Source organism: Streptomyces sp. NPDC001544 (genome assembly GCF_042894285.1).
Lineage (GTDB): Bacteria > Actinomycetota > Actinomycetes > Streptomycetales > Streptomycetaceae > Streptomyces.
In genome coordinates, this window is the sequence record NZ_JBIAVN010000012.1 from 192,381 (window position 1) to 212,264 (window position 19,884).

General features: G+C 72.7%; 17 protein-coding genes. 9 read left to right on the plus strand and 8 right to left on the minus strand.

All coding sequences use genetic code 11. The features are described from left to right. Nucleotides 1-53: 53 nt before the first annotated feature. The 6 genes from ACFY0F_RS27675 (at nucleotide 54) to ACFY0F_RS27700 (ending at nucleotide 4,678) form a co-directional block, all read left to right on the plus strand. Complete coding sequence (locus ACFY0F_RS27675) at nucleotides 54-722, plus strand: amino acid ABC transporter permease (protein WP_388799739.1); 669 nt, start codon at nucleotides 54-56, stop codon at nucleotides 720-722. After that, nucleotides 719-1,624, plus strand: a complete 906-nt coding sequence (locus ACFY0F_RS27680) for an amino acid ABC transporter permease (protein ID WP_388799742.1) — start codon at nucleotides 719-721, stop codon at nucleotides 1,622-1,624. Before ACFY0F_RS27675 ends, ACFY0F_RS27680 begins: the two co-directional genes overlap by 4 nt. A gap of 174 nt (nucleotides 1,625-1,798) precedes the next feature. Beyond that, nucleotides 1,799-3,496 carry an FAD-dependent monooxygenase gene (locus ACFY0F_RS27685; RefSeq protein WP_388799745.1) on the plus strand — a complete coding sequence of 566 codons (1,698 nt, stop codon included), beginning with the start codon at nucleotides 1,799-1,801 and terminating at the stop codon, nucleotides 3,494-3,496. 129 nt (nucleotides 3,497-3,625) lie between these two features. Next, nucleotides 3,626-3,673 carry a hypothetical protein gene (locus ACFY0F_RS27690; protein WP_309506048.1) on the plus strand — a complete coding sequence of 16 codons (48 nt, stop codon included), beginning with the start codon at nucleotides 3,626-3,628 and terminating at the stop codon, nucleotides 3,671-3,673. A gap of 64 nt (nucleotides 3,674-3,737) precedes the next feature. Then, complete coding sequence (locus ACFY0F_RS27695; protein WP_388799748.1) at nucleotides 3,738-4,271, plus strand: cysteine dioxygenase; 534 nt, start codon at nucleotides 3,738-3,740, stop codon at nucleotides 4,269-4,271. Continuing rightward, nucleotides 4,268-4,678 carry a rhodanese-like domain-containing protein gene (locus ACFY0F_RS27700; protein ID WP_388799751.1) on the plus strand — a complete coding sequence of 137 codons (411 nt, stop codon included), beginning with the start codon at nucleotides 4,268-4,270 and terminating at the stop codon, nucleotides 4,676-4,678. Before ACFY0F_RS27695 ends, ACFY0F_RS27700 begins: the two co-directional genes overlap by 4 nt. Before the next feature lie 19 nt (nucleotides 4,679-4,697). Here the strand turns inward: ACFY0F_RS27700 and ACFY0F_RS27705 are convergent, their stop codons facing one another. From ACFY0F_RS27705 to recA, 3 genes are all read right to left on the minus strand, one after another. Then, entirely contained in the window at nucleotides 4,698-7,226 is a 2,529-nt protein-coding gene (locus ACFY0F_RS27705; RefSeq protein ID WP_388799753.1) for an FtsX-like permease family protein, read from the minus strand. A gap of 181 nt (nucleotides 7,227-7,407) precedes the next feature. Further along, complete coding sequence (gene recX, locus ACFY0F_RS27710; RefSeq protein ID WP_388799755.1) at nucleotides 7,408-8,172, minus strand: recombination regulator RecX; 765 nt, start codon at nucleotides 8,170-8,172, stop codon at nucleotides 7,408-7,410. 3 nt (nucleotides 8,173-8,175) lie between these two features. Next, complete coding sequence (recA, locus tag ACFY0F_RS27715) at nucleotides 8,176-9,303, minus strand: recombinase RecA (protein ID WP_388799758.1); 1,128 nt, start codon at nucleotides 9,301-9,303, stop codon at nucleotides 8,176-8,178. Nucleotides 9,304-9,583: 280 nt separating this feature from the next. On the opposite strand from recA, the gene ACFY0F_RS27720 reads away from it, so the two are divergent. Beyond that, nucleotides 9,584-10,327: a hypothetical protein gene (locus ACFY0F_RS27720; protein ID WP_388799761.1), complete on the plus strand. Its 744-nt coding sequence runs from the start codon at nucleotides 9,584-9,586 to the stop codon at nucleotides 10,325-10,327. Here the strand turns inward: ACFY0F_RS27720 and ACFY0F_RS27725 are convergent. Further along, on the minus strand, nucleotides 10,317-11,624 hold the full coding sequence (locus tag ACFY0F_RS27725; RefSeq protein ID WP_388799764.1) for an AI-2E family transporter: 1,308 nt from the start codon (nucleotides 11,622-11,624) through the stop codon (nucleotides 10,317-10,319). The two genes, ACFY0F_RS27720 and ACFY0F_RS27725, sit on opposite strands and share 11 nt — an antisense overlap. A gap of 60 nt (nucleotides 11,625-11,684) precedes the next feature. Next, nucleotides 11,685-11,879: a DUF3046 domain-containing protein gene (locus ACFY0F_RS27730; protein ID WP_388799767.1), complete on the minus strand. Its 195-nt coding sequence runs from the start codon at nucleotides 11,877-11,879 to the stop codon at nucleotides 11,685-11,687. 80 nt (nucleotides 11,880-11,959) lie between these two features. Here ACFY0F_RS27730 and ACFY0F_RS27735 point away from each other — a divergent pair, with 80 nt between their 5' ends. Beyond that, entirely contained in the window at nucleotides 11,960-12,904 is a 945-nt protein-coding gene (locus tag ACFY0F_RS27735; RefSeq protein ID WP_388799770.1) for a hypothetical protein, read from the plus strand. 12 nt (nucleotides 12,905-12,916) lie between these two features. On the opposite strand, the gene ACFY0F_RS27740 is transcribed toward ACFY0F_RS27735, so the two are convergent. The 3 genes from ACFY0F_RS27740 to ACFY0F_RS27750 are packed head-to-tail and all read right to left on the minus strand — an operon-like array spanning nucleotide 12,917 to nucleotide 14,831. Further along, on the minus strand, nucleotides 12,917-13,225 hold the full coding sequence (locus ACFY0F_RS27740) for an AzlD domain-containing protein (protein ID WP_388799773.1): 309 nt from the start codon (nucleotides 13,223-13,225) through the stop codon (nucleotides 12,917-12,919). After that, complete coding sequence (locus ACFY0F_RS27745) at nucleotides 13,222-13,911, minus strand: AzlC family ABC transporter permease (RefSeq protein ID WP_388799825.1); 690 nt, start codon at nucleotides 13,909-13,911, stop codon at nucleotides 13,222-13,224. Before ACFY0F_RS27745 ends, ACFY0F_RS27740 begins: the two co-directional genes overlap by 4 nt. After that, nucleotides 13,815-14,831, minus strand: coding sequence for an AraC family ligand binding domain-containing protein (locus tag ACFY0F_RS27750; RefSeq protein ID WP_388799776.1), 1,017 nt, complete (start codon nucleotides 14,829-14,831; stop codon nucleotides 13,815-13,817). The genes ACFY0F_RS27745 and ACFY0F_RS27750 overlap by 97 nt, the downstream gene beginning before the upstream one ends. A 107-nt stretch (nucleotides 14,832-14,938) precedes the next feature. Between ACFY0F_RS27750 and ACFY0F_RS27755 the strand changes: the two genes are divergently transcribed. Then, the gene (locus ACFY0F_RS27755; protein WP_388799779.1) at nucleotides 14,939-19,867 is read left to right on the plus strand and encodes an ATP-dependent helicase; all 4,929 of its coding nucleotides are present in this window, start codon (nucleotides 14,939-14,941) and stop codon (nucleotides 19,865-19,867) included. Nucleotides 19,868-19,884 lie beyond the last annotated feature (17 nt).

Genomic DNA, 19,884 nt, shown 5'->3' on the forward strand with positions numbered 1-19,884 from the left:
CCGTCCGGCGGCGGCGCACCGGGGCATCCCTACACGCGGAAGCGCGGGAGATCGTGTTCGACTTCGTTGACAATTACGACGTGCTGGGAGCCTTCTGGACGACGGTGCAGCTGGCTCTGCTGTCCGCCGTCGGCTCCTTGGTCTGGGGCACCTTGCTGGCCGCCATGAGAGTGAGCCCGGTGCCGCTGATGCGCGGTTTCGGGACCGCTTACGTGAACATCGTGCGGAACATCCCCCTCACGGTGATCATCATCTTCACCTCGCTGGGCCTCAACCAGACGCTGAACATCACCCTCGGCGGCGGAGACGACTTCAAGATCATCAATTTCCGGCTGGCCGTCCTCGGTCTGATCGCCTACACCGCGGCCTTCGTGTGCGAGGCGCTGCGCTCGGGCATCAACACCGTCCCGGTCGGGCAGGCAGAGGCGGCCAGGGCCATCGGCCTGAGCTTCACCCAGGTACTGGGCCTGATCGTCCTGCCGCAGGCCTTCCGGGCCGCGGTCGGTCCGCTGACCAACGTCTTGATCGCCCTGACGAAGAACACGACGGTGGCCGCCGCGATCGGCGTGGCGGAGGCGGCGTACCTGATGAAGGAAATGCTGGACAAAGAGGCGCAGTTGATGGCGATCTCCGCGGTCATCGCCTTCGGTTTCTGCTGTCTGACGCTTCCGACCGGTCTGATCCTCGGCTGGGTGGGCAAGAAGGTGGCGGTGAAACGATGAGCTCGGTCCTGTACGACGCCCCGGGCCCAGGCGCCAAACGGCGCAACATCCTGTACACGGTGGGCTTCCTCGTGGCCTTCGCCGCCGTCGCATGGTGGGTCTACAGTGCCCTCTCCGACAAGGGCCAGTTGGAGTGGGTGCTGTGGAAGCCCTATCTCGGCGGCAGCACCGAGGCCTATTCCACGTACATCTGGCCCGGCCTGCAGAACACGCTGAAGGCTGCCGCACTGGCCATGGTCATCGCGTTGCCGCTGGGCGCCGTCTTCGGCATCGCCCGGCTCTCGGACCACGTCTGGATCCGTGTACCGGCCTCGATCGTGGTCGAATTCTTCCGGGCCATCCCCGTGCTGATCCTGATGATCTTCGGGAACGCCTTGTACGCCGACTACACCGACATCACTTCGGACGACCGTCCGCTGTACGCGGTCGTCACGGGCCTCGTGCTGTACAACGCGTCGGTGCTCGCGGAGGTCGTCCGGGCCGGCATTCTCTCGCTGCCCAAGGGCCAGTCCGAGGCCGCCATGGCGATCGGTCTGCGCAAGAACCAGGTGATGCGGCTCATCCTGTTGCCGCAGGCGGTCACCGCTATGCTCCCGGCGATCGTCAGCCAGCTCGTGGTGATCGTGAAGGACACGGCCCTGGGTGGCGCGGTGCTCACCTTCCCCGAGCTTCTCTCCGCGGCCAACACCATGAGCGGCTACTACGGAGCCAACACCATCGCCTCCCTAACCGTCGTGGCCGTGATCTTCCTGGCGCTCAACTTCTCGCTCACGAGCTTCGCGACCTGGCTGGAGCGCCGGCTCCGGCGCGGCAAGAAGTCCACGGGTGCGGTGGTTCCGCCGTCCGCCGTGGCGGACATCGCGGGCACAGCCGGGACCGGAGCCGGTGGCGGCGGGATCTGACCACAGGTCACCGGCTTGGCCCATCGGAGGCAGTGGCATGATCGCCACTGCCTCCGGTCGCTTGACGCAAACACCGCCAATGGGTTGCATACGTTCTGTGATCGTGCACCCCGCTCCACCTTCCTGTTCACCTACGCCCGACAGGGCACAGCCACGGGCAGGGGGCGCCGCGTCGTGGATCCGGTGATCGTCGTCGGAGCGGGGCCCGTCGGGCTCACGCTCGCCCTGGCGCTGGCACGCCAGGAGGTGCCGTGCGTGGTCCTCGACGAGGGGCCGGGCAAGGAGGAACCACGCCTCGCGCGCACGGTCGTGCTGCGGGAGGACACCACCGCGCTGATGGAGCGGCTGACCGGCGTCCGGCTCGGCGAGCGGGGTGTCCACTGGGCCGGATGGCGGTCGTTGCGGCGCAAGCAGGTGATGCGTGAGGTCGTCTTCGACCTCCCGGCCGAGAGGGCCGACGATGCCGAGGAGACCGAAGAGGGAGCCGCCCGCGCCGAGGGCGCCGGCCCCGCCCCGCTGCACATCGCCCAGCACGAGCTGACCGGCGCACTGCGTGCCGCCCTCGCGCGCGAGCCGCTCGTGCAGGTCGCCGTGGACAGCCGCCTCGACGCGATCGAGCAGGAGCGCTCGGGCGTGACCGCGCGCACCCGGGGTCCGCAGGGCACCTGGTGGCGCGGCAGTTACCTGGTCGGCTGCGACGGCCCGCGCTCGACCGTGCGCAAGCTCCAGGACATCCGCTTCCCGGGCCGTACGGCGGTGGAGCGGCACGCCGTCGCCGCCCTGCGCGCGGAACTTCCGTGGCCCGGCCGGGCGGTGCTGCACCGGATGCCGCCGTGGCGGACTTCCGGGCCGTCGGCCGGGGAGGTGACCGCCCGCCCCCTCCCGGACGGCGTGTGGCGTGTGGACTGGCTGCTGCCACCGGGCAAGGACCTGGTCACGCCCGAGCTGCTGGTGACCCGCGTCCGCGAGACCCTCGCGGGCTGGACGGACGGCGCCACGCCGCCGTACGAACTCCTCGACACCGGAGTCCACACGGTGCACCACCGGCTGGCCCGCCGGTGGCGCGCCGGCCGGGTCTTCCTCGCGGGGGACGCGGCGCACCTGCTCGGCGCGCTGGGCACCCACGGGCTGGACGAAGGCCTCCGGGACGCCGACAACCTCGCATGGAAGCTGGGACGGGTCTGGCACCACGGCCCGCACGAGCCGCTGCTCGACAGCTACCAGACGGAGCGGCGCGCCGTGATCGCCGCCCGGCTGCGCGCCGCCGACCAGACGCTGCCCGTGCTGCGCGGTGGCGGTGGGCTGCGCGCGTACGTCCCGGGCACGGCCCGGGGGCACGACGTACTGCTCGCGGACGGCCACCTGGGGCGTGGAGCGCTCGGTGCGCCGGGGGCGTACACCGACTCGCCGCTCGCCCCCCGCCACCTCGAGGGCGAGATCGCCGTCGGAACCGCACCCGGCGAACAGGTGAGCGACGTGCGGGTGACGGCGGAGGACGGCACCTTCGTACGGCTCCGGGACCGGCTCGGCCGCGGTGTGCTGCTGGTCGTGCTGATCGCTCCCGGCACCGGGGTGTGGGACCGCAAGCACTGGGTGAGCGCCGGCGTCATGCCCCGTCTCGCGGCCGCGGTGACCGCGCTGCCACATCCCGCCGAACTGCTGGTCGCCGAGAGCTATCCGGGCGCCCCCGCGCACAGCGTGCTGCTCGTGCGTCCCGACGGCCATCTGGTGACCGCGCTGAGCGGGGTCCGGCCGGCCGATCTGTACTCGGCGGCGGAGACGGCGGTGGGCGGCCCGGCGCAGGCGGAGGCCGAGGCGGAGGCGGACACCGGCGCGAAAGCGCAGGCCAGGGCGGGCTCCGGCGTGCGTTGAGCGCGCCTTGAGCGTACGTATAGTCACACTCCGGTCCACATAGTGACTGTGAGTTGACCGGTGGGTGGCACCGATGGTGTACTCCGAACCATGACCGACACCGATGTGCGCCTGTGGCGGAGGGTCCATATGGACCTCGTCCGCTACGCGGGCTGCGTGTGTCGTCCGTCCTGCTGAATTCGCTCTCCTTTCTCTCTCCGGGCGCCGTCGGGCGCCCCTTCGGCGAACGCTTCTCAGGACGGTGCACGTGTCTGTCTCCTCCCCCGTGTCCGCGGCCGTTTCGGCACCCACGCAGGCGGACCTCCTCGACTTCGTACGGCGTACGGCTGCCGACGCCGAACTCATCGCCTCGCTTCCGCTCGACCCCGAGGGCCGCACCTGGGTGCGTCTGGAGGGTCCCGGCGGGAGCGAGGCCTGGCTGATCGGCTGGCCGCCGGGCACCGGCACCGGCTGGCACGACCACGCCGACTCGGTCGGCGCGTTCCTCACCGCGTCGGGCGAGCTGAAGGAGAACTCGCTCGCCGCCCGGCTGCCCGGCGACGGCTGGAAGACCCTGGAGCTCACCGACGACGTGGACCGTGAGCGGCGGTTGCCGGCCGGCCAGGGCCGCGCCTTCGGCCGCCACCACGTCCACGAGGTGCTCAACGAGTCGACCGAGCGGCACGCGATCTCCGTGCACGCCTACTACCCGCCGCTGCCGCAGATCCGTCGCTACAGTCGAACCGGACAGCTGCTGCGGCTGGAGCAGGTGGAACGCCCGGAGGACTGGCAGTGAGCAGTGCGGGAGAGCGGCCGTCCGGCATCGACGAGGTGCTGGAGCGGGTGCGCGCGGGCTACCGGCGCGTCGAGGCACGGGAGGCGTACGAGGCGGCGCGGTCGGGCGCGGCGCTGCTGGTCGACATCCGGTACGCCGCCCTGCGCGACCGGGACGGCCTCATTCCCGGCGCCCTGGTCATCGAGCGCAACGAACTCGAGTGGCGCCTCGACCCCCAGGGCAGTCACCGCGTCCCGGAGGCGACCGGGCACGATCTGGACATCGTGGTGATCTGCAACGAGGGCTACGCGTCCAGCCTGGCCGCCGCCTCCCTCCACCAGCTGGGGCTGCACCGGGCCACCGACCTGGTCGGCGGGTTCCAGGCGTGGCGGGCGGCGGGACTGCCGGTGGTGTCCGGCACCGCGTGACGGAACGGAGCGCGGCGGGCTATTCCTTCGCCGTCGCCACCGTCACCGCCGGAACCCTGAGCGCCACCCGTCCCGGCAGGGAGGACCCCACAAGGGCGAGGACGGCTGCGGTCGCGACGACGGTCACGTACAGCAGGGGCATGACCGCGGGCGCGGCGTGGCCCGTCATGCCGACGCTGAACGCGGTCAGGACGGCGAGGGCGATGCCGCTGCCGAGCGAGGTGGCGAGGAGCAGCACCGACAGCGCCTCCGTCCGCAGCATGCGCAGAACCTGCCGGCGGGTCGCCCCGGCGAGCCGGAGCAGAGCGAACTCCCTGACCCGCTCGGACACCGACATGGCGAGCGTGTTGACCATGGCGATGGCGGTGAAGGCGAGGACCAGCCCCATGGCCAGGTAGTTGACCTCGGCGTTGGCCTGCCGGCGTTCGGCCTGCAGGGAGTCCGCGGCGGCCGGGGAGAGCACCCGGAGCCCCGGGAACTCACGGAGCGTGCTCGCGAGTTGATTCTGTGTACGGTCCGTGGCGACGAGGACGGAGGAGGCGAGCGGGTTGTCGACGTGGTGGGCGACGAGGTCGTGCGCGAAGGTCAGATCGCCGAATCCGAGGCACCGGCGGTAGACGGCGGCCACGGTGAGCGTGGCGGGTGTGCCGTCGCCGAGCGTGAGCTTCAGGGTGCTGCCGGGCTTCAGGTGCAGTTGGTCCGCGGCGAGTTGGCTGATGGCGACCGTGCGCGCGGTGAGCCCGTCGAGCGAGCCGGCGGTGACGTCCGGGTCCCAGGTGCGCGTGAGGCCCGCCGGGGTGACGCCCTGGGCGGCGTATTTGTCCAGGCCGACGCGGACGGTGGTGCGGACCACCTCGGTGACCGCGTCGTGGTGCGTGCGCAGCCGCCGTGCGGCCTCCGCCGGGACACCCGGCCCCTGGGCCGCCACCACCCAGTCGGCGCGGACGCCTTCGCGGGCCTGGGCGCGGGTGGCGTCGTCGAGGGTCGACTGGACGAACAGGACGGTGCAGGTCATGCCGATGAGCAGGGTGAGAGGGGTGACGACGGAGGCCATCCGGGCGGCGTTGCCGCGCAGGTTGGCGGTGGCGAGCCGGCCGCCGGGGCCGCTGAGCCGCAGCGGACGGGACAGCAGCAGCGTGGCCGCCCGCACCAGCAGCGGGCCGAGCAGGGCAACGGAGGTGGACAGCACCACAACGGCCAGGAACGTCACGGGCGTCGAGGCGGGCTCGGTGCGCAGTCCGGTGAGCACGGCCACGAGGACCACACCACCGGCGAGCAGCAGCAGGCCCGCGACGATCCTTCCCCAGGCGGGGCGGGCGCGCTCGGCCTTGGCCTCGGTCAGCGCCTCGGCCGGACGGATCCGGGTGATCCGGCGGGACGCGACCCGGGCGGCGGCCCATGCGCCGAGCAGCGTCGCGGCGAGGGCGGCCAGCGGGGGGAAGACACCGGCGGTGTGCTGGAGCGTGGCGGGAACGGCGCCCTTGGCGACGAACCTGGCGTGCAACCAACCGCCGAGCGGCAGTCCGAGCAGCGCGCCCACCGTGCCGGCGGCGGCACCGACGATCAGGGCCTCCCGGCCCAGCAGCTTGCGGATCTGCCCGGGTGTGGCGGCGATGGCGCGGAGCAGGGCGAGCTCCCGGTGGCGCTGCTGCACGCCGAGGGCGAAGGTCCCGACGACCACGAGGACCGCCACCAGCAGCGAGGTGCCGCCCATGGCGCCGCCCATGCTGACCAGCCGGACGCGGGCCGCGGCCGCGTCCAGGAACTCGACGGGGCCCCGGGCGTCACCGGCGCTGACCTGCGCGGTGGTGCCGTGCAGCGCGTCCGCCACGGCCTGCCGGAGCCGGCCCGCGTCGGTGCCGTGGGCCGGGAGCACGCCGAACGCGGTGACCTGTCCCGGGTGTGCGGCCAGGCGGCGGGCCTCATGGGTGGAGAAGAACAGGGACGTCTGGTGGCGTTCGTCCGCGGCCGGGGCGGCGATACCGGTGATCCGGTAGCTGCGCGGGGCCCGGGTCGACTGGACGGTGAGGTGGTCGCCGGGCTTCAGACGGGCGCGTGCGGCGAGGTAGGTGTCGATGACGAGGTCGGTCCCGGCCTTCGGTGCGGTGCCGGTGGTCAGTCGGTACGGCGTCAGCGCGGCGGAGTCCCAGGCGTGCCCGTACGCGGTACGGCCGCCTGTGCCGGACGGTGTCAGCGGCTCGGCGACGAAGGTGAGTTCGGGGACGACGCGGGCCACTCCGGGGGTGTGGGCCAGGGTGTGCTGCAGGTCCGCCGGCAGCCAGGCGCGCTCGGCGATGGGTTTCGCCTTGTGCTTGACCTTCGTCCTGCCCTTCTTGCGCTTGACGGTGGTCCGGTGCACGTTCTGGTCGGCGGAGACCACGACGGGGGCCGCCGCGTAACGCTCGGTTTGGATCGTGCCGCGCAACCCGGTCTCCAGCAGGGTGCCGCAGGCGGTGATGAGGGCGGCCGCGCACATCAGGGCGAGGAAGGACCCGAGGAATCCCGCCTTGCGGGCACGGACTGTTCGTAAGGCGTAACGCAGCATCATGCCTACACGGTCGTCGACGCACCGGTGTCCGCGCACTGCGGTGCTCCGGCGTCTTCCAAGGGGGCTAACCCCACCCCCTGACGTTGCCGGGGAGCCGGGCCGTCATCGACGAGGTCGGCGACGGCCCGCGCTGTCCGAGGAGGTACGGCGCGGGTGTACGGCGCCACCCGCCGAACGCCCCTCAGTAGCCGTCGCCCTCGAGGAACTCCGTGTCCTCGCCCTCCTCCTCCAAGGCCTGCCGGACCACTCTCAGGGCCATGCCTTCGGGGTATCCCTTGCGGGCGAGCATGTCGGCGAGTCGGCGGATGCGCTTGTCCCGGTCGAGGCCGCGGGTGGCACGCAGCTTGCGTGCGACGAGTTCGCGGGCCGTCGCCTCCTCCTGCTCGGAGTCGAGCTGAGCGACCGCGTCGTCGATCAGGGCGGAGTCGACGCCCTTGGTCCTCAGCTCCCGGGCGAGCGCGCGCCGTGCCAGCCCCCGGCCGTGGTGCCGGGACTCCACCCAGGCGTCCGCGAACGCCCCGTCGTCGATCAGCCCGACCTCCTCGAACCGCGACAGCACCTCCTCCGCCACGTCCTCGGGGATCTCCCGCTTGCGCAGGGCGTCCGCGAGCTGCTTGCGGGTGCGCGGGGTCCCGGTGAGCAGGCGCAGGCAGATCGCCCGTGCCCGCTCGACCGGGTCCCCTGAAGACTCCCCCCGCTCGGCCCTCGACGAGGAAGGGGTGCCTTCGTCTTCCCGGGGCGCCGACGACTCGCCGAAGCCACGCCGACGGCGCCCACGACCACCACGGGACCCGGCACCGGGCGGGCCGTCGTTCTCGTGGGCCAGGTCGTCCGCGTACCCGCCGTCACCGTCCGGGGCGGCGCCCGTGTCACCCCTGGTGCCCCTCCCCCGTGGGGCACCAGGGGAGGCGTACTCGTACTCCGCCCAGTCGGTTCGTCGTGTCACGGGTCAGCTCTTGGCGGCGGCGGCCTTGGGCTTGGTGGCCTTGGTGGCCGCCGGGGCGGGCACCGTCTTGGCGGCGTCGTCCGTGGCGGCACCGGCCGCGGCGTCCGTGCCCGGCTCGGCGGCGGGTTCCTCCGGCCGCACGCCCACGCCCAGCTTCACCTTGATCTTCTTCTCGATCTCGTTGGCCAGGTCGGGGTTGTCCTTCAGGAAGTTGCGCGCGTTCTCCTTGCCCTGGCCGAGCTGGTCGCCCTCGTAGGTGTACCAGGCACCTGCCTTGCGGACGAAGCCGTGCTCCACGCCCATGTCGATCAGGCCGCCCTCGCGGCTGATGCCCTGACCGTAGAGGATGTCGAACTCCGCCTGCTTGAAGGGCGGCGCGACCTTGTTCTTGACGACCTTGCAGCGGGTGCGGTTGCCGACCGCCTCCGTGCCGTCCTTCAGGGTCTCGATACGGCGGATGTCGATGCGCACCGAGGCGTAGAACTTCAGCGCCCGGCCACCGGTCGTGGTCTCCGGGGAGCCGAACATCACGCCGATCTTCTCGCGGAGCTGGTTGATGAAGATCGCCGTGGTCTTGGACTGGTTGAGCGCGCTGGTGATCTTCCGCAGGGCCTGGCTCATCAGCCGGGCCTGCAGACCGACGTGGCTGTCGCCCATCTCGCCCTCGATCTCCGCGCGCGGGACGAGCGCGGCGACCGAGTCGATGACGATGAGGTCGAGGGCGCCGGAGCGGACCAGCATGTCCACGATCTCCAGGGCCTGCTCGCCGTTGTCCGGCTGGGAGAGGATCAGGTTGTCGATGTCGACGCCGAGCTTCTTCGCGTACTCCGGGTCGAGGGCGTGCTCCGCGTCCACGAAGGCGACCTGGCCGCCGGCCTTCTGCGCGTTCGCCACCGCGTGCAGGGTCAGGGTGGTCTTACCGGAGGACTCCGGACCGTAGATCTCCACCACACGGCCGCGCGGCAGGCCACCGACGCCCAGGGCGACGTCGAGCGCGGTCGACCCGGTCGGGATGACCTCGATGGGCTCCTTCGACCGCTCGCCCATGCGCATGACCGCGCCCTTGCCGAATTGCCGTTCAATCTGCGCGAGCGCGGCGTCGAGCGCCTTCTCGCGGTCGGTTCCTGCCATGGGTTCCACCCGGTTTGCTTGAGTCGATCGCTTCACGTCAAAGACGCTAACGCCTGCCACTGACAATGCGCCCCGACGCCGGTCCGGCCTGTGGATAACCAGGGAACATCTCAACCCGAAACGGGTCGAAATCCCTCACCCGGAGCCTCGCCTGAGCCCCCATAAGAATGGATGTTCGATTTTTGTGTCAAGCGCCCCATCCCCCTACTCCGTGAGGCGTACCGGGGGTGCCTCCGGCCGGACGACGACCGCGCACCGCGCGCCCGGGGAGCCTTGGGCCATGAAGAACCCCCGTCCAGCCGAGCGCCTCTGGCACGCGACCGGTGTGCTCCTCGTCCTCTCCGGTCTCGCGCACCTGGTGGTGTTCGCGGTCGACGGCGGGCCCTGGGACGGACCGGTCTCCTGGCGCAAGCCCGTCACCTTCGGGCTGTCCTTCGGGGTGACGCTGGTCGCGGTCACCCGGGTCACGTCGTACCTGCGCGTCGATCCGCGGCTGCGTACCGCCCTGCTCACCGTGTTCGCCGCCGACTGCGTGGTGGAGGTCGGCGGCATCACCCTTCAGGCGTGGCGCCGGGTGCCCTCGCACCTGAACATGGAAACGCCCTTCGACACGGCGGTGTCGATGACGCTCGCCGTCGGCGGCGCGGTCCTGGTGGCGCTGCTCACCGTCTTCGCCGTCGTGTCCTTCCGGCACCGGCCGACGGGCCCGGCCGGGATGGCGCTCGCGGTGCGGTCCGGGTTCGCGATCCTGCTCGTGGCGCTGGCCTCGGGTGCCGCGATGATCGCGCGCGGCGTGGTGCTCACCCGGACCGGGCACCAGGAGGCGGCCTACCACTCGACGGCCCCGCTCAAGCCGCTGCACGGCGTGAGCCTGCACGCCGTCCTGGTGCTGCCGGCACTGGCCTGGCTGCTGTCCCGCACCTCCTGGAGCGAGCCGACCCGGCGGCGGATCGTGACGGCGGCGGTGGGCTGCTACGCGGCGGCCGTGGCCGCCGCGGGGGTGTGGGCGGTTCTCACGTACTGACCGACGAGCCGCTGCCTTCGCCGGAGCCGTCCGTCCCCGGTTCCCCGGTCCCCGGTGTCCCCGCCTCTTCCGGCCGGCGCGACCACAGCCGCCGCGCCCGGGTGAGCAGCCCCGGCCCGCCTGATCCCCGTCTGCGATGCCCGTGGACCCGTGGATCGTCCGTGACCGCGTACCGCTTCACGTACGCGCCCAGGAAGGCCTGGAGCGTGGCGACGGCGGGGATGGCGATCAGCGCGCCGACGGCACCGAGCAGCGCCGTGCCCGCGATGACCGAGCCGAAGGCCACCGCCGGGTGGATGTCGACGGTCTTCGAGGTCAGCTTCGGCTGCAGCATGTAGTTCTCGAACTGCTGGTAGATCACGACGAACACCAGCACCCACACCGCGTACCAGGGGTTGACGGTGAACGCGATCAGCATGGGCAGCGCGCCCGCCAGGTAGGTGCCGATGGTGGGGATGAACTGGGAGACCAGGCCCACCCAGACGCCCAGCACGGGCGCGTACGGCACGCCCAGGGCTTCGAGCAGGATGTAGTGCGCGATCCCCGAGATGAGCGCCATCAGGCCGCGCGAGTACAGATAGCCGCCGGTCTTGTCGACGGCTATCTCCCAGGCGCGCAGCACCTCGGTCTGGCGGGCGGGCGGCAGTACGGAGCAGATCGCCCGGCGCAGTCGCGGACCGTCGGCGGCGAAGTAGAACGAGAACAGGGTGATCGTCAGCAGCTGGAACAGGCCTCCGAGCACCTGGGCGGACACGTCGAGCACCCCGGCGGCACTGTTCTGCGCGTACTTGCGCAGCCAGTCGGAGTGCAGCAGGCCCTCCTGGACGTCGACCCGTCTGAGCTTGGTGTGGAACGTCTGGTTGACCCAGTGGATGACCGAGTCGAGGTACTGCGGGAACCCCTCGACCATCTTGATGATCTGACCCGCGAGCATCGAGCCGAGCAGGGTGACGAACCCCGCGGTCAGGATCATCAGACCGAGGAATACCAGAAAGGTGGCCAGCCCCCGGCGCATGCCGCGGGCGGCCATCCGGCTCACCGCGGGCTCTATGGCGAGGGCCAGGAAGAACGCGATGAGGATGTTGATCAGCAGGCCGGTCAGCTGGTGGAAGGCCCAGCTGCCCAGCTGGAAGGCGGCGATCAGGGCCAGAGCGAGCACCATGGCGCGCGGCAGCCAGCGCGGCATGCGGGCACCCGGCCCGGCGGTGTCGTCGGCCGGGGACCGGGGGGCGGGGGTCGTCATACCGGACGGGGGTGCCTGCTGGGCGGTCTGCCCTGTGTCGTCAGTGGGTGCCACGGTGCAAGTCTCGCCCACGGCGCCGACAACCCGGCATCCCCCCGCGATCTTCGTACCGGATCAGCGCTTCTCCCCCGGAACGTTCATGACGGAGCAGACCACGCGCCACACGTCCTTGGCCTCCCAGCCCTCCGCCAGCGCCTCGTGCACGGTGCGCCCGCCGAGCTCCGACATCACGTGGTCGCGCGCGAAGGTGTCGGCGTATCCCGCACCGAAGTATTCCGCCATCCGTTCCCAGAAGACCGTCAACCGCATGACTCCAGTATCCCGCCCCCGAGGGTGGGCCCTGACCGGGACCACTCGCCGAGACCGCTTTCCGCCCTACGGTCTGACGCATGCCCGAAACAGGAGCTTCCCCACTCCCTCCCACGCCCTCGGCGCGCTCCCCGCTCTTCCGCGCCGAACACTTCGTCTGGCTCACCGCGCGCGTACTCGAACAGCATCTCTTCGCGTACCACTTCCTGAACGGCGGCGCCGATCCGGTGGATACGGCACTGGACGCGTACCGCAACGACGACGGCGGGTACGGCCACGCGCTGGAACCCGACCTGCGCGGACCGGTCAGCCAGCCCCTGCACACCGGCCACGCACTGCGCGTCCTGGACGCCATCGGGCGGTGCGGCGGGCAGCGGGCGGAGCGTGTGTGCCGCTATCTGACCTCCGTCTCCACCGCGGACGGCGCCCTGCCCGCCGTCCACCCCGACCAGCGCGGCTATCCGGCGGCCCCGTTCATCCCGATCGTCGACGACCCGCCCAGCGAGCTGCTGGCCACCGGGCCGGTGGTGGGCCTGCTGCACCGCAATGCGGTGTGGCACGCCTGGCTGTTCCGGGCCACCGACTTCTGCTGGCAGGCCGTGGAGTCCCTGGAGAAGTCCCACCCGTACGAGATCGAGGCCGCCGTGGCCTTCCTGGACTCGGCACCCGACCGTCCGCGCGCGGAGGCGGCCGCCGACCGCCTCGGCCGTCTGGTGCGCGAGCAGCGGCTCGCCGTGCTCGACCCGGAGCACCTCGGGGCTTACCCGGTCGCGCCCGGCTACGCCCCGGGCGAGCACCACTTCCCGCACGACTTCGCCCGGACCCCGCACTCCCTCGCCCGCGCGTGGTTCACCGACGACGAGATGACCCGGTCGCTGGACTTCCTCGCCACCGCCCAGCAGGACGACGGCGGCTGGCCCGTCCGGTGGCGCCAGTGGGCACCCGGGACCGCCCTGGAGGCCCGCCCGATGGTGACCATCGACGCCCTGCGGACGCTGAGGGCTTACGGCCGTTACGTCGGCTGATCCGCGTGCCTGTCACCCGCCCATGGCCCGCACACCGGCCGTCACCACCACGGCGGCCGCGACGACCACCAGGAACGGAGCACGCAGCAGCAGCGCCGCGGCGGCCGCCGCCAGCCCTGCGGCCCGGGCGTCCAGCACGAGCGCCCGCCCGTCCGCGAAGGTCTGCTGGGCCGTGAGGGCGGCCAGGAGGGCGACGGGCAACAGCGCGGCGAGCCGCCTCACCACTGGCCGCTCAAGGGTGCCGGCGGGTACGAGGAGCCCGGCCAGCTTGACGGCGTAGCAGCCGAGTGCGGTGGCACCGATGGCCATCCAGGTGTTCAACGGTCTTCCCCCGGTGCGTCGTCGCGGGTACGTCCCCTGCGGCGGCCCTGGGCCCACAGAACGGCCGGTGCGGCGAGCGCGGCCACCAGCACGGGCGCACCGGCGGGCAGGACGGGCAGCAGACCGAGCCCCAGCAGCACCGCCAGGGCGGCGACCGCCCGCTCGGTGGTGCTCCGCACCATGGGGGCGAGCAGCGCCAGGAAGACCGCGGGTCCGGCGGCGTCGAGGCCCCATGCGTCGGTGTCCCCGATGGCCTTGGCGCCCAGCGCGCCGAGCAGCGTGGTGAGGTTCCACAGCAGGTAGAGGCTGAGCCCGGTGACGGTGAACCCGAGGCGGGCGCCGCGCCGCGTCGGCTGTGCCAGCGACACCGCCGTGGTCTCGTCGATCACCCACTGAGCGGCGAACGGCCGCACCGCGCGCGGGAGGGCCAGTACCTGCGACAGCCGCAGTCCGTAGAAGGCGTTGCGCACCCCGAGGAAGAAGGCGCCCGCGGCGGCCGTCAGCGGATTACCGCCGGCCGAGAGCGCCCCGACCAGGGCGAACTGGGAGGCGCCGGTGAACACCAGGAGGCTGAGGGCACACGTCTGCATCAGTCCGAGCCCGCCGCCGGCCGAGGTCGCCCCGAAGGCGAAACCGGACAGTCCGACGGCGACTCCGACCCCGAGGGCGTCCCGGACGACGGCGATGTCCGGTTTCGCCCCGCCGTCGACGCCCCTGTCCGAGAGAGCTGTCTGTTCTTCCACACGTCCGACGGTACGGGCGGCGGCGGCGAAGGGTCTTGTACGTTCTTGCGCTCCCGCTGGTACGCCCCCGGTGGCACGCCGACGATCCGGGCGAAGTGGCGGTTGAGGTGCGGCTGGTCGGTGAACCCGACGACGAGGGCGGCCTCCGCGGGCGCCGTCCCCGCATCGAGGAGGTGCCGGGCCCGGCGCACCCGGGCGTCGGTCAGCCAGGCGTGCGGCGGCATGCCGTAGGCGTCACGGAACGCCCGTAGCAAGGCGAAGGGGCTGGTGCCGAGCTCGGTGGCCAGCCGCTCCAGGGTCGGCGGGTCGGCCATCCGCTCCTCCAGCACGGCACGCGCCCGTGCCGCGACCCGGCCCCCTGCGGTCCGCACCCGGCGGCGCGGCATCGGCCCGCCGTTCAACCGCAGCAGTCGCGTCACCGCGACCCGCAGCAGTGTGCCGGCGGCCAGCGCGTTGCCCTCCTCGGCGGCGCGCAGCACCTGGTGCACCAGTCGGACGGTGTACGGATCGTCCAGCACGGGGCTGACGAAACCGGGCGTGCCCCGGATCGCCGTCGTCTCGGCAGCGATACCCGCGACCACTTCGGGTGCCGGATAGACCGCCCCGTAGCGCCACCCTTCCGGAACACCCGCCCGCCCCGTGTGCGGCGTGTCCGGATTGACCAGGGCCAGCGCCCCCGCTCCGGCGTACTGGTCGGCCCCGCGGTGGTGGAAGACCTCGACGCCGTCGGCGATGGCCGCGATGACGAAGTTCTCGTGCGTATGCCGTACGAAGTTCTTGCGTATGTAGCGCGCCCGCAACAGATCCACTCCGGGCAGCTCCGGATACCGCCAGTGCCGCGCCGACTCACCCGATCCCGCCATACGTCCATTTTCCGCCCGGCCCACGGCGGCCACCGCGGGCCGGGCTCGATGCCGGGGCGTTCGCCCAGGTCAGGGCGATTGTCAGAGGCGGGGTGCAGGATGGACGCATGGTCAGCTCCGCACATCGGGCCCTCGACGGCTTCTCCCCCGCGACCCGCGGCTGGTTCACGGGGGCCTTCTCCACGCCCACCGCGGCCCAGGCGGGGGCGTGGCAGGCCATCGGGGCGGGCTCGGACGTGCTGGTGGTCGCGCCGACGGGCTCCGGCAAGACGCTGGCCGCGTTCCTCGCCGCCCTGGACCAGCTCGCCTCGACACCTCCTCCGGCCGACCCCAGGAAGCGCTGCCGCGTGTTGTACGTGTCTCCGCTGAAGGCCCTCGCGGTCGACGTGGAGCGCAACCTCCGCAGCCCCCTGACCGGCATCCGCCAGGAGTCGGTGCGTCTGGGCCTGCCCGAGCCCGAGGTCAAGGTCGGCATCCGCTCCGGCGACACCCCGGCCGCCGAGCGCCGCGCCCTGTCCACGCGGCCGCCGGACATCCTGATCACCACCCCGGAGTCCCTGTTCCTGATGCTGACGTCGGCCACGCGGGACGCGCTGACCGGCGTGGAGACGGTGATCCTTGACGAGGTGCACGCGGTCGCGGGCACCAAGCGCGGCGCGCATCTCGCGCTTTCCCTGGAGCGTCTCGACGAGCTGTTGCCGAGGCCGGCCCGCCGCATCGGCCTGTCCGCGACGGTCCGCCCGGTGGACGAGGTGGCCCGCTATCTCTCGCCCCGCCGCAAGGTGGAGATCGTCCAGCCGGAGTCCGGCAAGGAGTTCGACCTCTCCGTCGTCGTCCCGGTCGAGGACCTGGGCGAGCTGGGCGGCTCCCCGGTCGCCGACGGCAGCGAGGGCGCGGAGCGGCCGTCCATCTGGCCGCACGTCGAGGAGCGGATCACCGACCTGGTGCAGGCCCACCGCTCCACGATCGTGTTCGCCAACTCCCGGCGGCTCGCGGAGCGCCTGTGCAACCGGCTCAACGAGATCGCGTACGAGCGGGCGACCGGTGAGTCCCTGGACGAGCACCACTCGCCGGCCGAGCTCATGGGCGGCTCCGGCGCGGCCCACGGCGCGCCCCCGGTCATCGCCCGCGCCCACCACGGTTCGGTGTCCAAGGAACAGCGGGCCCTCGTCGAGGAGGACCTCAAGGCCGGCCGGCTCCCGGCCGTGGTCGCCACCTCGAGTCTGGAGCTGGGCATCGACATGGGCGCCGTCGATCTCGTCGTCCAGGTCGAGTCCCCGCCCTCGGTGGCCTCCGGCCTCCAGCGCGTCGGTCGCGCGGGACACCAGGTGGGCGCGGTCTCCACCGGCGTGGTCTTCCCCAAGTACCGTGGCGACCTGGTCCAGGCCGCCGTGGTGACCGAGCGGATGCGCTCCGGGTCCATCGAGTCCCTGAGGGTGCCCGCCAACCCCCTGGACGTCCTCGCGCAGCAACTGGTCGCGATGACGGCGCTGGACAGCTGGCGGTTCGACGATTTGCTGGCCATGGTCCGCCGCGCCGCCCCCTTCGCGTCGCTCCCCGAGTCGGCGTTCACGGCCGTCCTGGACATGCTCGCGGGCCGCTACCCCTCCGACGCCTTCGCCGAACTGCGCCCGCGCGTGGTGTGGGACCGGGTGACGGGCACGGTCACCGGCCGGCCGGGCGCCCAGCGCCTCGCCGTCACCTCCGGGGGCACGATCCCCGACCGCGGGCTCTTCGGGGTCTTCCTCGCCGGGGCCGACCCCAAGAAGGGCGGCGGCCGGGTCGGTGAACTCGACGAGGAGATGGTCTACGAGTCCCGGGTCGGCGACGTCTTCACGCTCGGCACGAGCTCCTGGCGCATCGAGGACATCACGCGCGACCGTGTGCTGGTCTCCCCCGCGCCGGGCGTGCCCGGCAGGCTGCCCTTCTGGAAGGGCGACCAACTGGGCCGCCCGCTGGAACTGGGCCGCGCGGTGGGCGCGTTTCTGCGCGAGGTCGGCTCGCTGCCGAAGGACGACGCCCGGCTCCGGCTCCTTTCGGCCGGCCTCGACGCATGGGCGGCGGACAACGTCCTGTCGTACCTGGACGAGCAGCGTGAGGCCTGCGGCCACGTCCCGGACGACCGCACGATCGTCGTGGAGCGCTTCCGTGACGAGCTCGGCGACTGGCGCGTGGTCGTGCACTCCCCCTTCGGCGCCCAGGTGCACGCCCCCTGGGCGCTGGCGCTCGGCGCCCGTTTGTCCGAGCGGTACGGCATGGACGCCCAGGTCATGCACGCCGACGACGGCATCGTGCTGCGCCTGCCGGACGCCGACCTCATGGGCCTGGACCTGCTCGACCAGGAGCCGACGAAGACCGGCACCTCCCCGGGCACGGAGTACGACGCCGAGCAGGCCCCCGTGGGCGCGGCGGACGTGGCCTTCGACAAGGGCGAGGTCGACCAGGTCGTCACCGACCAGGTCGGCGGCTCGGCGCTGTTCGCGTCCCGCTTCCGCGAGTGCGCCGCCCGCGCCCTGCTGCTGCCCCGCCGCAACCCCGGAAAGCGCACGCCGCTGTGGCAGCAGCGTCAGCGTGCCGCCCAGCTCCTGCAGGTCGCCAGTGAGTTCGGCTCGTTCCCGATCGTCCTGGAGGCGGTCCGCGAGTGCCTCCAGGACGTCTTCGACGTCCCCGGGCTGGTCGAGCTGATGGGTGACATCGAGTCCCGCAGGGTCCGTCTGGTCGAGGTCACCACACCGGAGCCGTCCCCCTTCGCCCGCTCCCTCCTCTTCGGGTACGTCGCCCAGTTCCTGTACGAGGGCGACTCCCCCCTCGCCGAGCGCCGTGCCGCCGCGCTGTCGCTGGACTCGCGGCTGCTGGCCGAGCTGCTGGGCCAGGCGGAGCTGCGCGAGCTGCTCGACGCGGAGGTGCTGACCGAGCTGGAGCGGGAGCTGCAGTGGCTAACCGAGGACCGCCGCGTCAAGGACGTGGAAGGCGTCGCGGACATACTGAGGGTGCTCGGGCCGCTCACCGACGCCGAGTTGGCCGAGCGGGGTGCCGAGCCGCACTGGGCGCGGGAGCTGGCCGGCGCCCGCCGAGCGATCCGGGTCCGCGTCGCCGGCGCCGATCACTGGGCGGCGATCGAGGACGCGGGCCGCCTGCGCGACGCCCTCGGCACGGCGCTGCCGGTCGGCGTGCCCGAGGCCTTCACCGAACCGGTCAAGGACCCCCTCGGCGATCTGCTGGCCCGCTACGCCCGCACCCACGGCCCGTTCACGTCGGCCACGGCTGCGGCCCGCTTCGGTCTGGGCGTGGCGGTCACGGAGGGCGCGCTGCAGCGCCTGGCCGGGAACGGCCGTGTCGTCCAGGGCGAGTTCCATCCCGCGGGCATCGGCCAGGAGTGGTGCGACGCGGCCGTGCTGCGTCGTCTGCGCCGCCGGTCCCTGGCGGCCCTGCGGCACGAGCTGGAGCCGGTCCCGCCGGCCGCGCTCGCGCAGTTCCTGCCGCAGTGGCAGCACATCGGCAAGGGCCATGGCCTGCGTGGCGTCGACGGACTGGTGCGCGCCGTGGAGCAGTTGCAGGGCGCGTCCGTACCGGCCTCCGCCCTGGAGAAGCTGGTCCTTCCGTCCCGCGTGGCGAACTACGCCCCTTCGATGCTCGACGAGCTGACCGCCGCCGGCGAGGTGGTGTGGGCGGGCGCGGGCGCGTTGCCCGGCAAGGACGGCTGGGTGTCCCTGTACCTGGCCGACGCGGCCCCGCTGCTGCTGCCACCACCCCACCCGTTGGAGCTGACCGCCCTGCACCAGTCCGTGCTGGACGCCTTGTCGGGGGGCTACGGTCTGTTCTTCCGTCAGATCGCCGACCAGGTCCGCGCCACCACCCACCCGGAGGCCACCGACCCGCAGCTGGCCGACGCCGTCTGGGACCTGGCCTGGTCCGGGCGGCTCACCAACGACACTCTCGCCCCGATGCGCTCGCTGCTGGGCTCCGGCCGTACCGCGGGCTCCACCGCGCACCGGGCGAAGCGTGCCGTCCCCCGCGGGCGCTACGGCTCGCTGACGGCCGCCGCCCGCCCCGTCTCCCGCAGCGGGCCGCCGACCGTCGCCGGCCGCTGGTCCCTGCTCCCCCAGCGGGAGCCCGACCCGACCGTGCGCGCCCACGCCCTGGCCCGCGCCCTCCTCGACCGGCACGGTGTGGTCACCCGGGGCGCGGTCGCCGCGGAGGGCGTCGAGGGCGGCTTCTCGGCCGTGTACCGGATCCTTTCCGCCTTCGAGGAGAGCGGTCAGGCACGGCGCGGTTACGTGGTGGAGGGACTCGGCGCCGCGCAGTTCGCGATGGACGGATCGGTGGACCGTCTGCGAGCGGTGTCCAACGCGCGCGACCGCGGTGACACCCTGCCCGCGGCGGGCTTCGGAACCGCCGACCAGACCTCCCCGAACCCGTTCGACCAGGGCGAGAGCGAGCACGGCACAGCCGACTTCACCGACGACTTCGACTGGCCGGCCGACCACCGCACCGCACCGGGTGACTACGTCTCCCCCCGGGACATCGCCGCCGGCTTCTCCTCGCCCGGCTACGGAGGCCCCCGCGGCGGCCCTGCCGCACCTCCCGCCTCCCCGTACGGCTCCGGCCACGGCGCGCCCCGTGCCCGTACCGCTCCCGTCCCCGACTCCCGCGCGGTCGTCCTGGCCGCCGCCGATCCGGCGAACGCCTACGGCGCGGCCCTGTCCTGGCCCGAGCCGCCGGACGGCGCGGGGCACAAGCCGGGGCGCAAGGCGGGCTCCCTGGTGGTGCTCGTCGACGGTGAGCTGACGCTGTACATGGAGCGCGGCGGCAAGACGTTGCTGGCCTGGCCGTGCGCACCGGACACGGAGGCGGCCGACGACCCGCGCCTGCGCGCGGCCGCGGACGCCCTGGCGGCAGCCGCCCGAGCAGGCACCCTCGGCACGGTCACGGTGGAGCGCGTCAACGGCGCCTCGGCCCTCACCTCCCCCATAGGCGCCCTCCTGGAAGGGGCCGGATTCATCGCCACCCCGCGCGGCCTGCGGCTCAGAGCGTGATCCGCAAGGCGGCCGCG

What these genes read in the sequence shown, in the direction of transcription:
- ACFY0F_RS27735 (WP_388799770.1), top strand. Translation starts at nt 11,960, where the DNA reads ATGCCCGAAACAGGAGCTTCCCCACTCCCTCCCACGCCCTCGGCGCGC.
- recA (WP_388799758.1), bottom strand. Translation starts at nt 9,303, where the DNA reads ATGGCAGGAACCGACCGCGAGAAGGCGCTCGACGCCGCGCTCGCGCAG.
- ACFY0F_RS27730 (WP_388799767.1), bottom strand. Translation starts at nt 11,879, where the DNA reads ATGCGGTTGACGGTCTTCTGGGAACGGATGGCGGAATACTTCGGTGCG.
- ACFY0F_RS27755 (WP_388799779.1), top strand. Translation starts at nt 14,939, where the DNA reads ATGGTCAGCTCCGCACATCGGGCCCTCGACGGCTTCTCCCCCGCGACC.
- ACFY0F_RS27705 (WP_388799753.1), bottom strand. Translation starts at nt 7,226, where the DNA reads ATGATGCTGCGTTACGCCTTACGAACAGTCCGTGCCCGCAAGGCGGGA.
- ACFY0F_RS27680 (WP_388799742.1), top strand. Translation starts at nt 719, where the DNA reads ATGAGCTCGGTCCTGTACGACGCCCCGGGCCCAGGCGCCAAACGGCGC.
- ACFY0F_RS27720 (WP_388799761.1), top strand. Translation starts at nt 9,584, where the DNA reads ATGAAGAACCCCCGTCCAGCCGAGCGCCTCTGGCACGCGACCGGTGTG.
- ACFY0F_RS27750 (WP_388799776.1), bottom strand. Translation starts at nt 14,831, where the DNA reads ATGGCGGGATCGGGTGAGTCGGCGCGGCACTGGCGGTATCCGGAGCTG.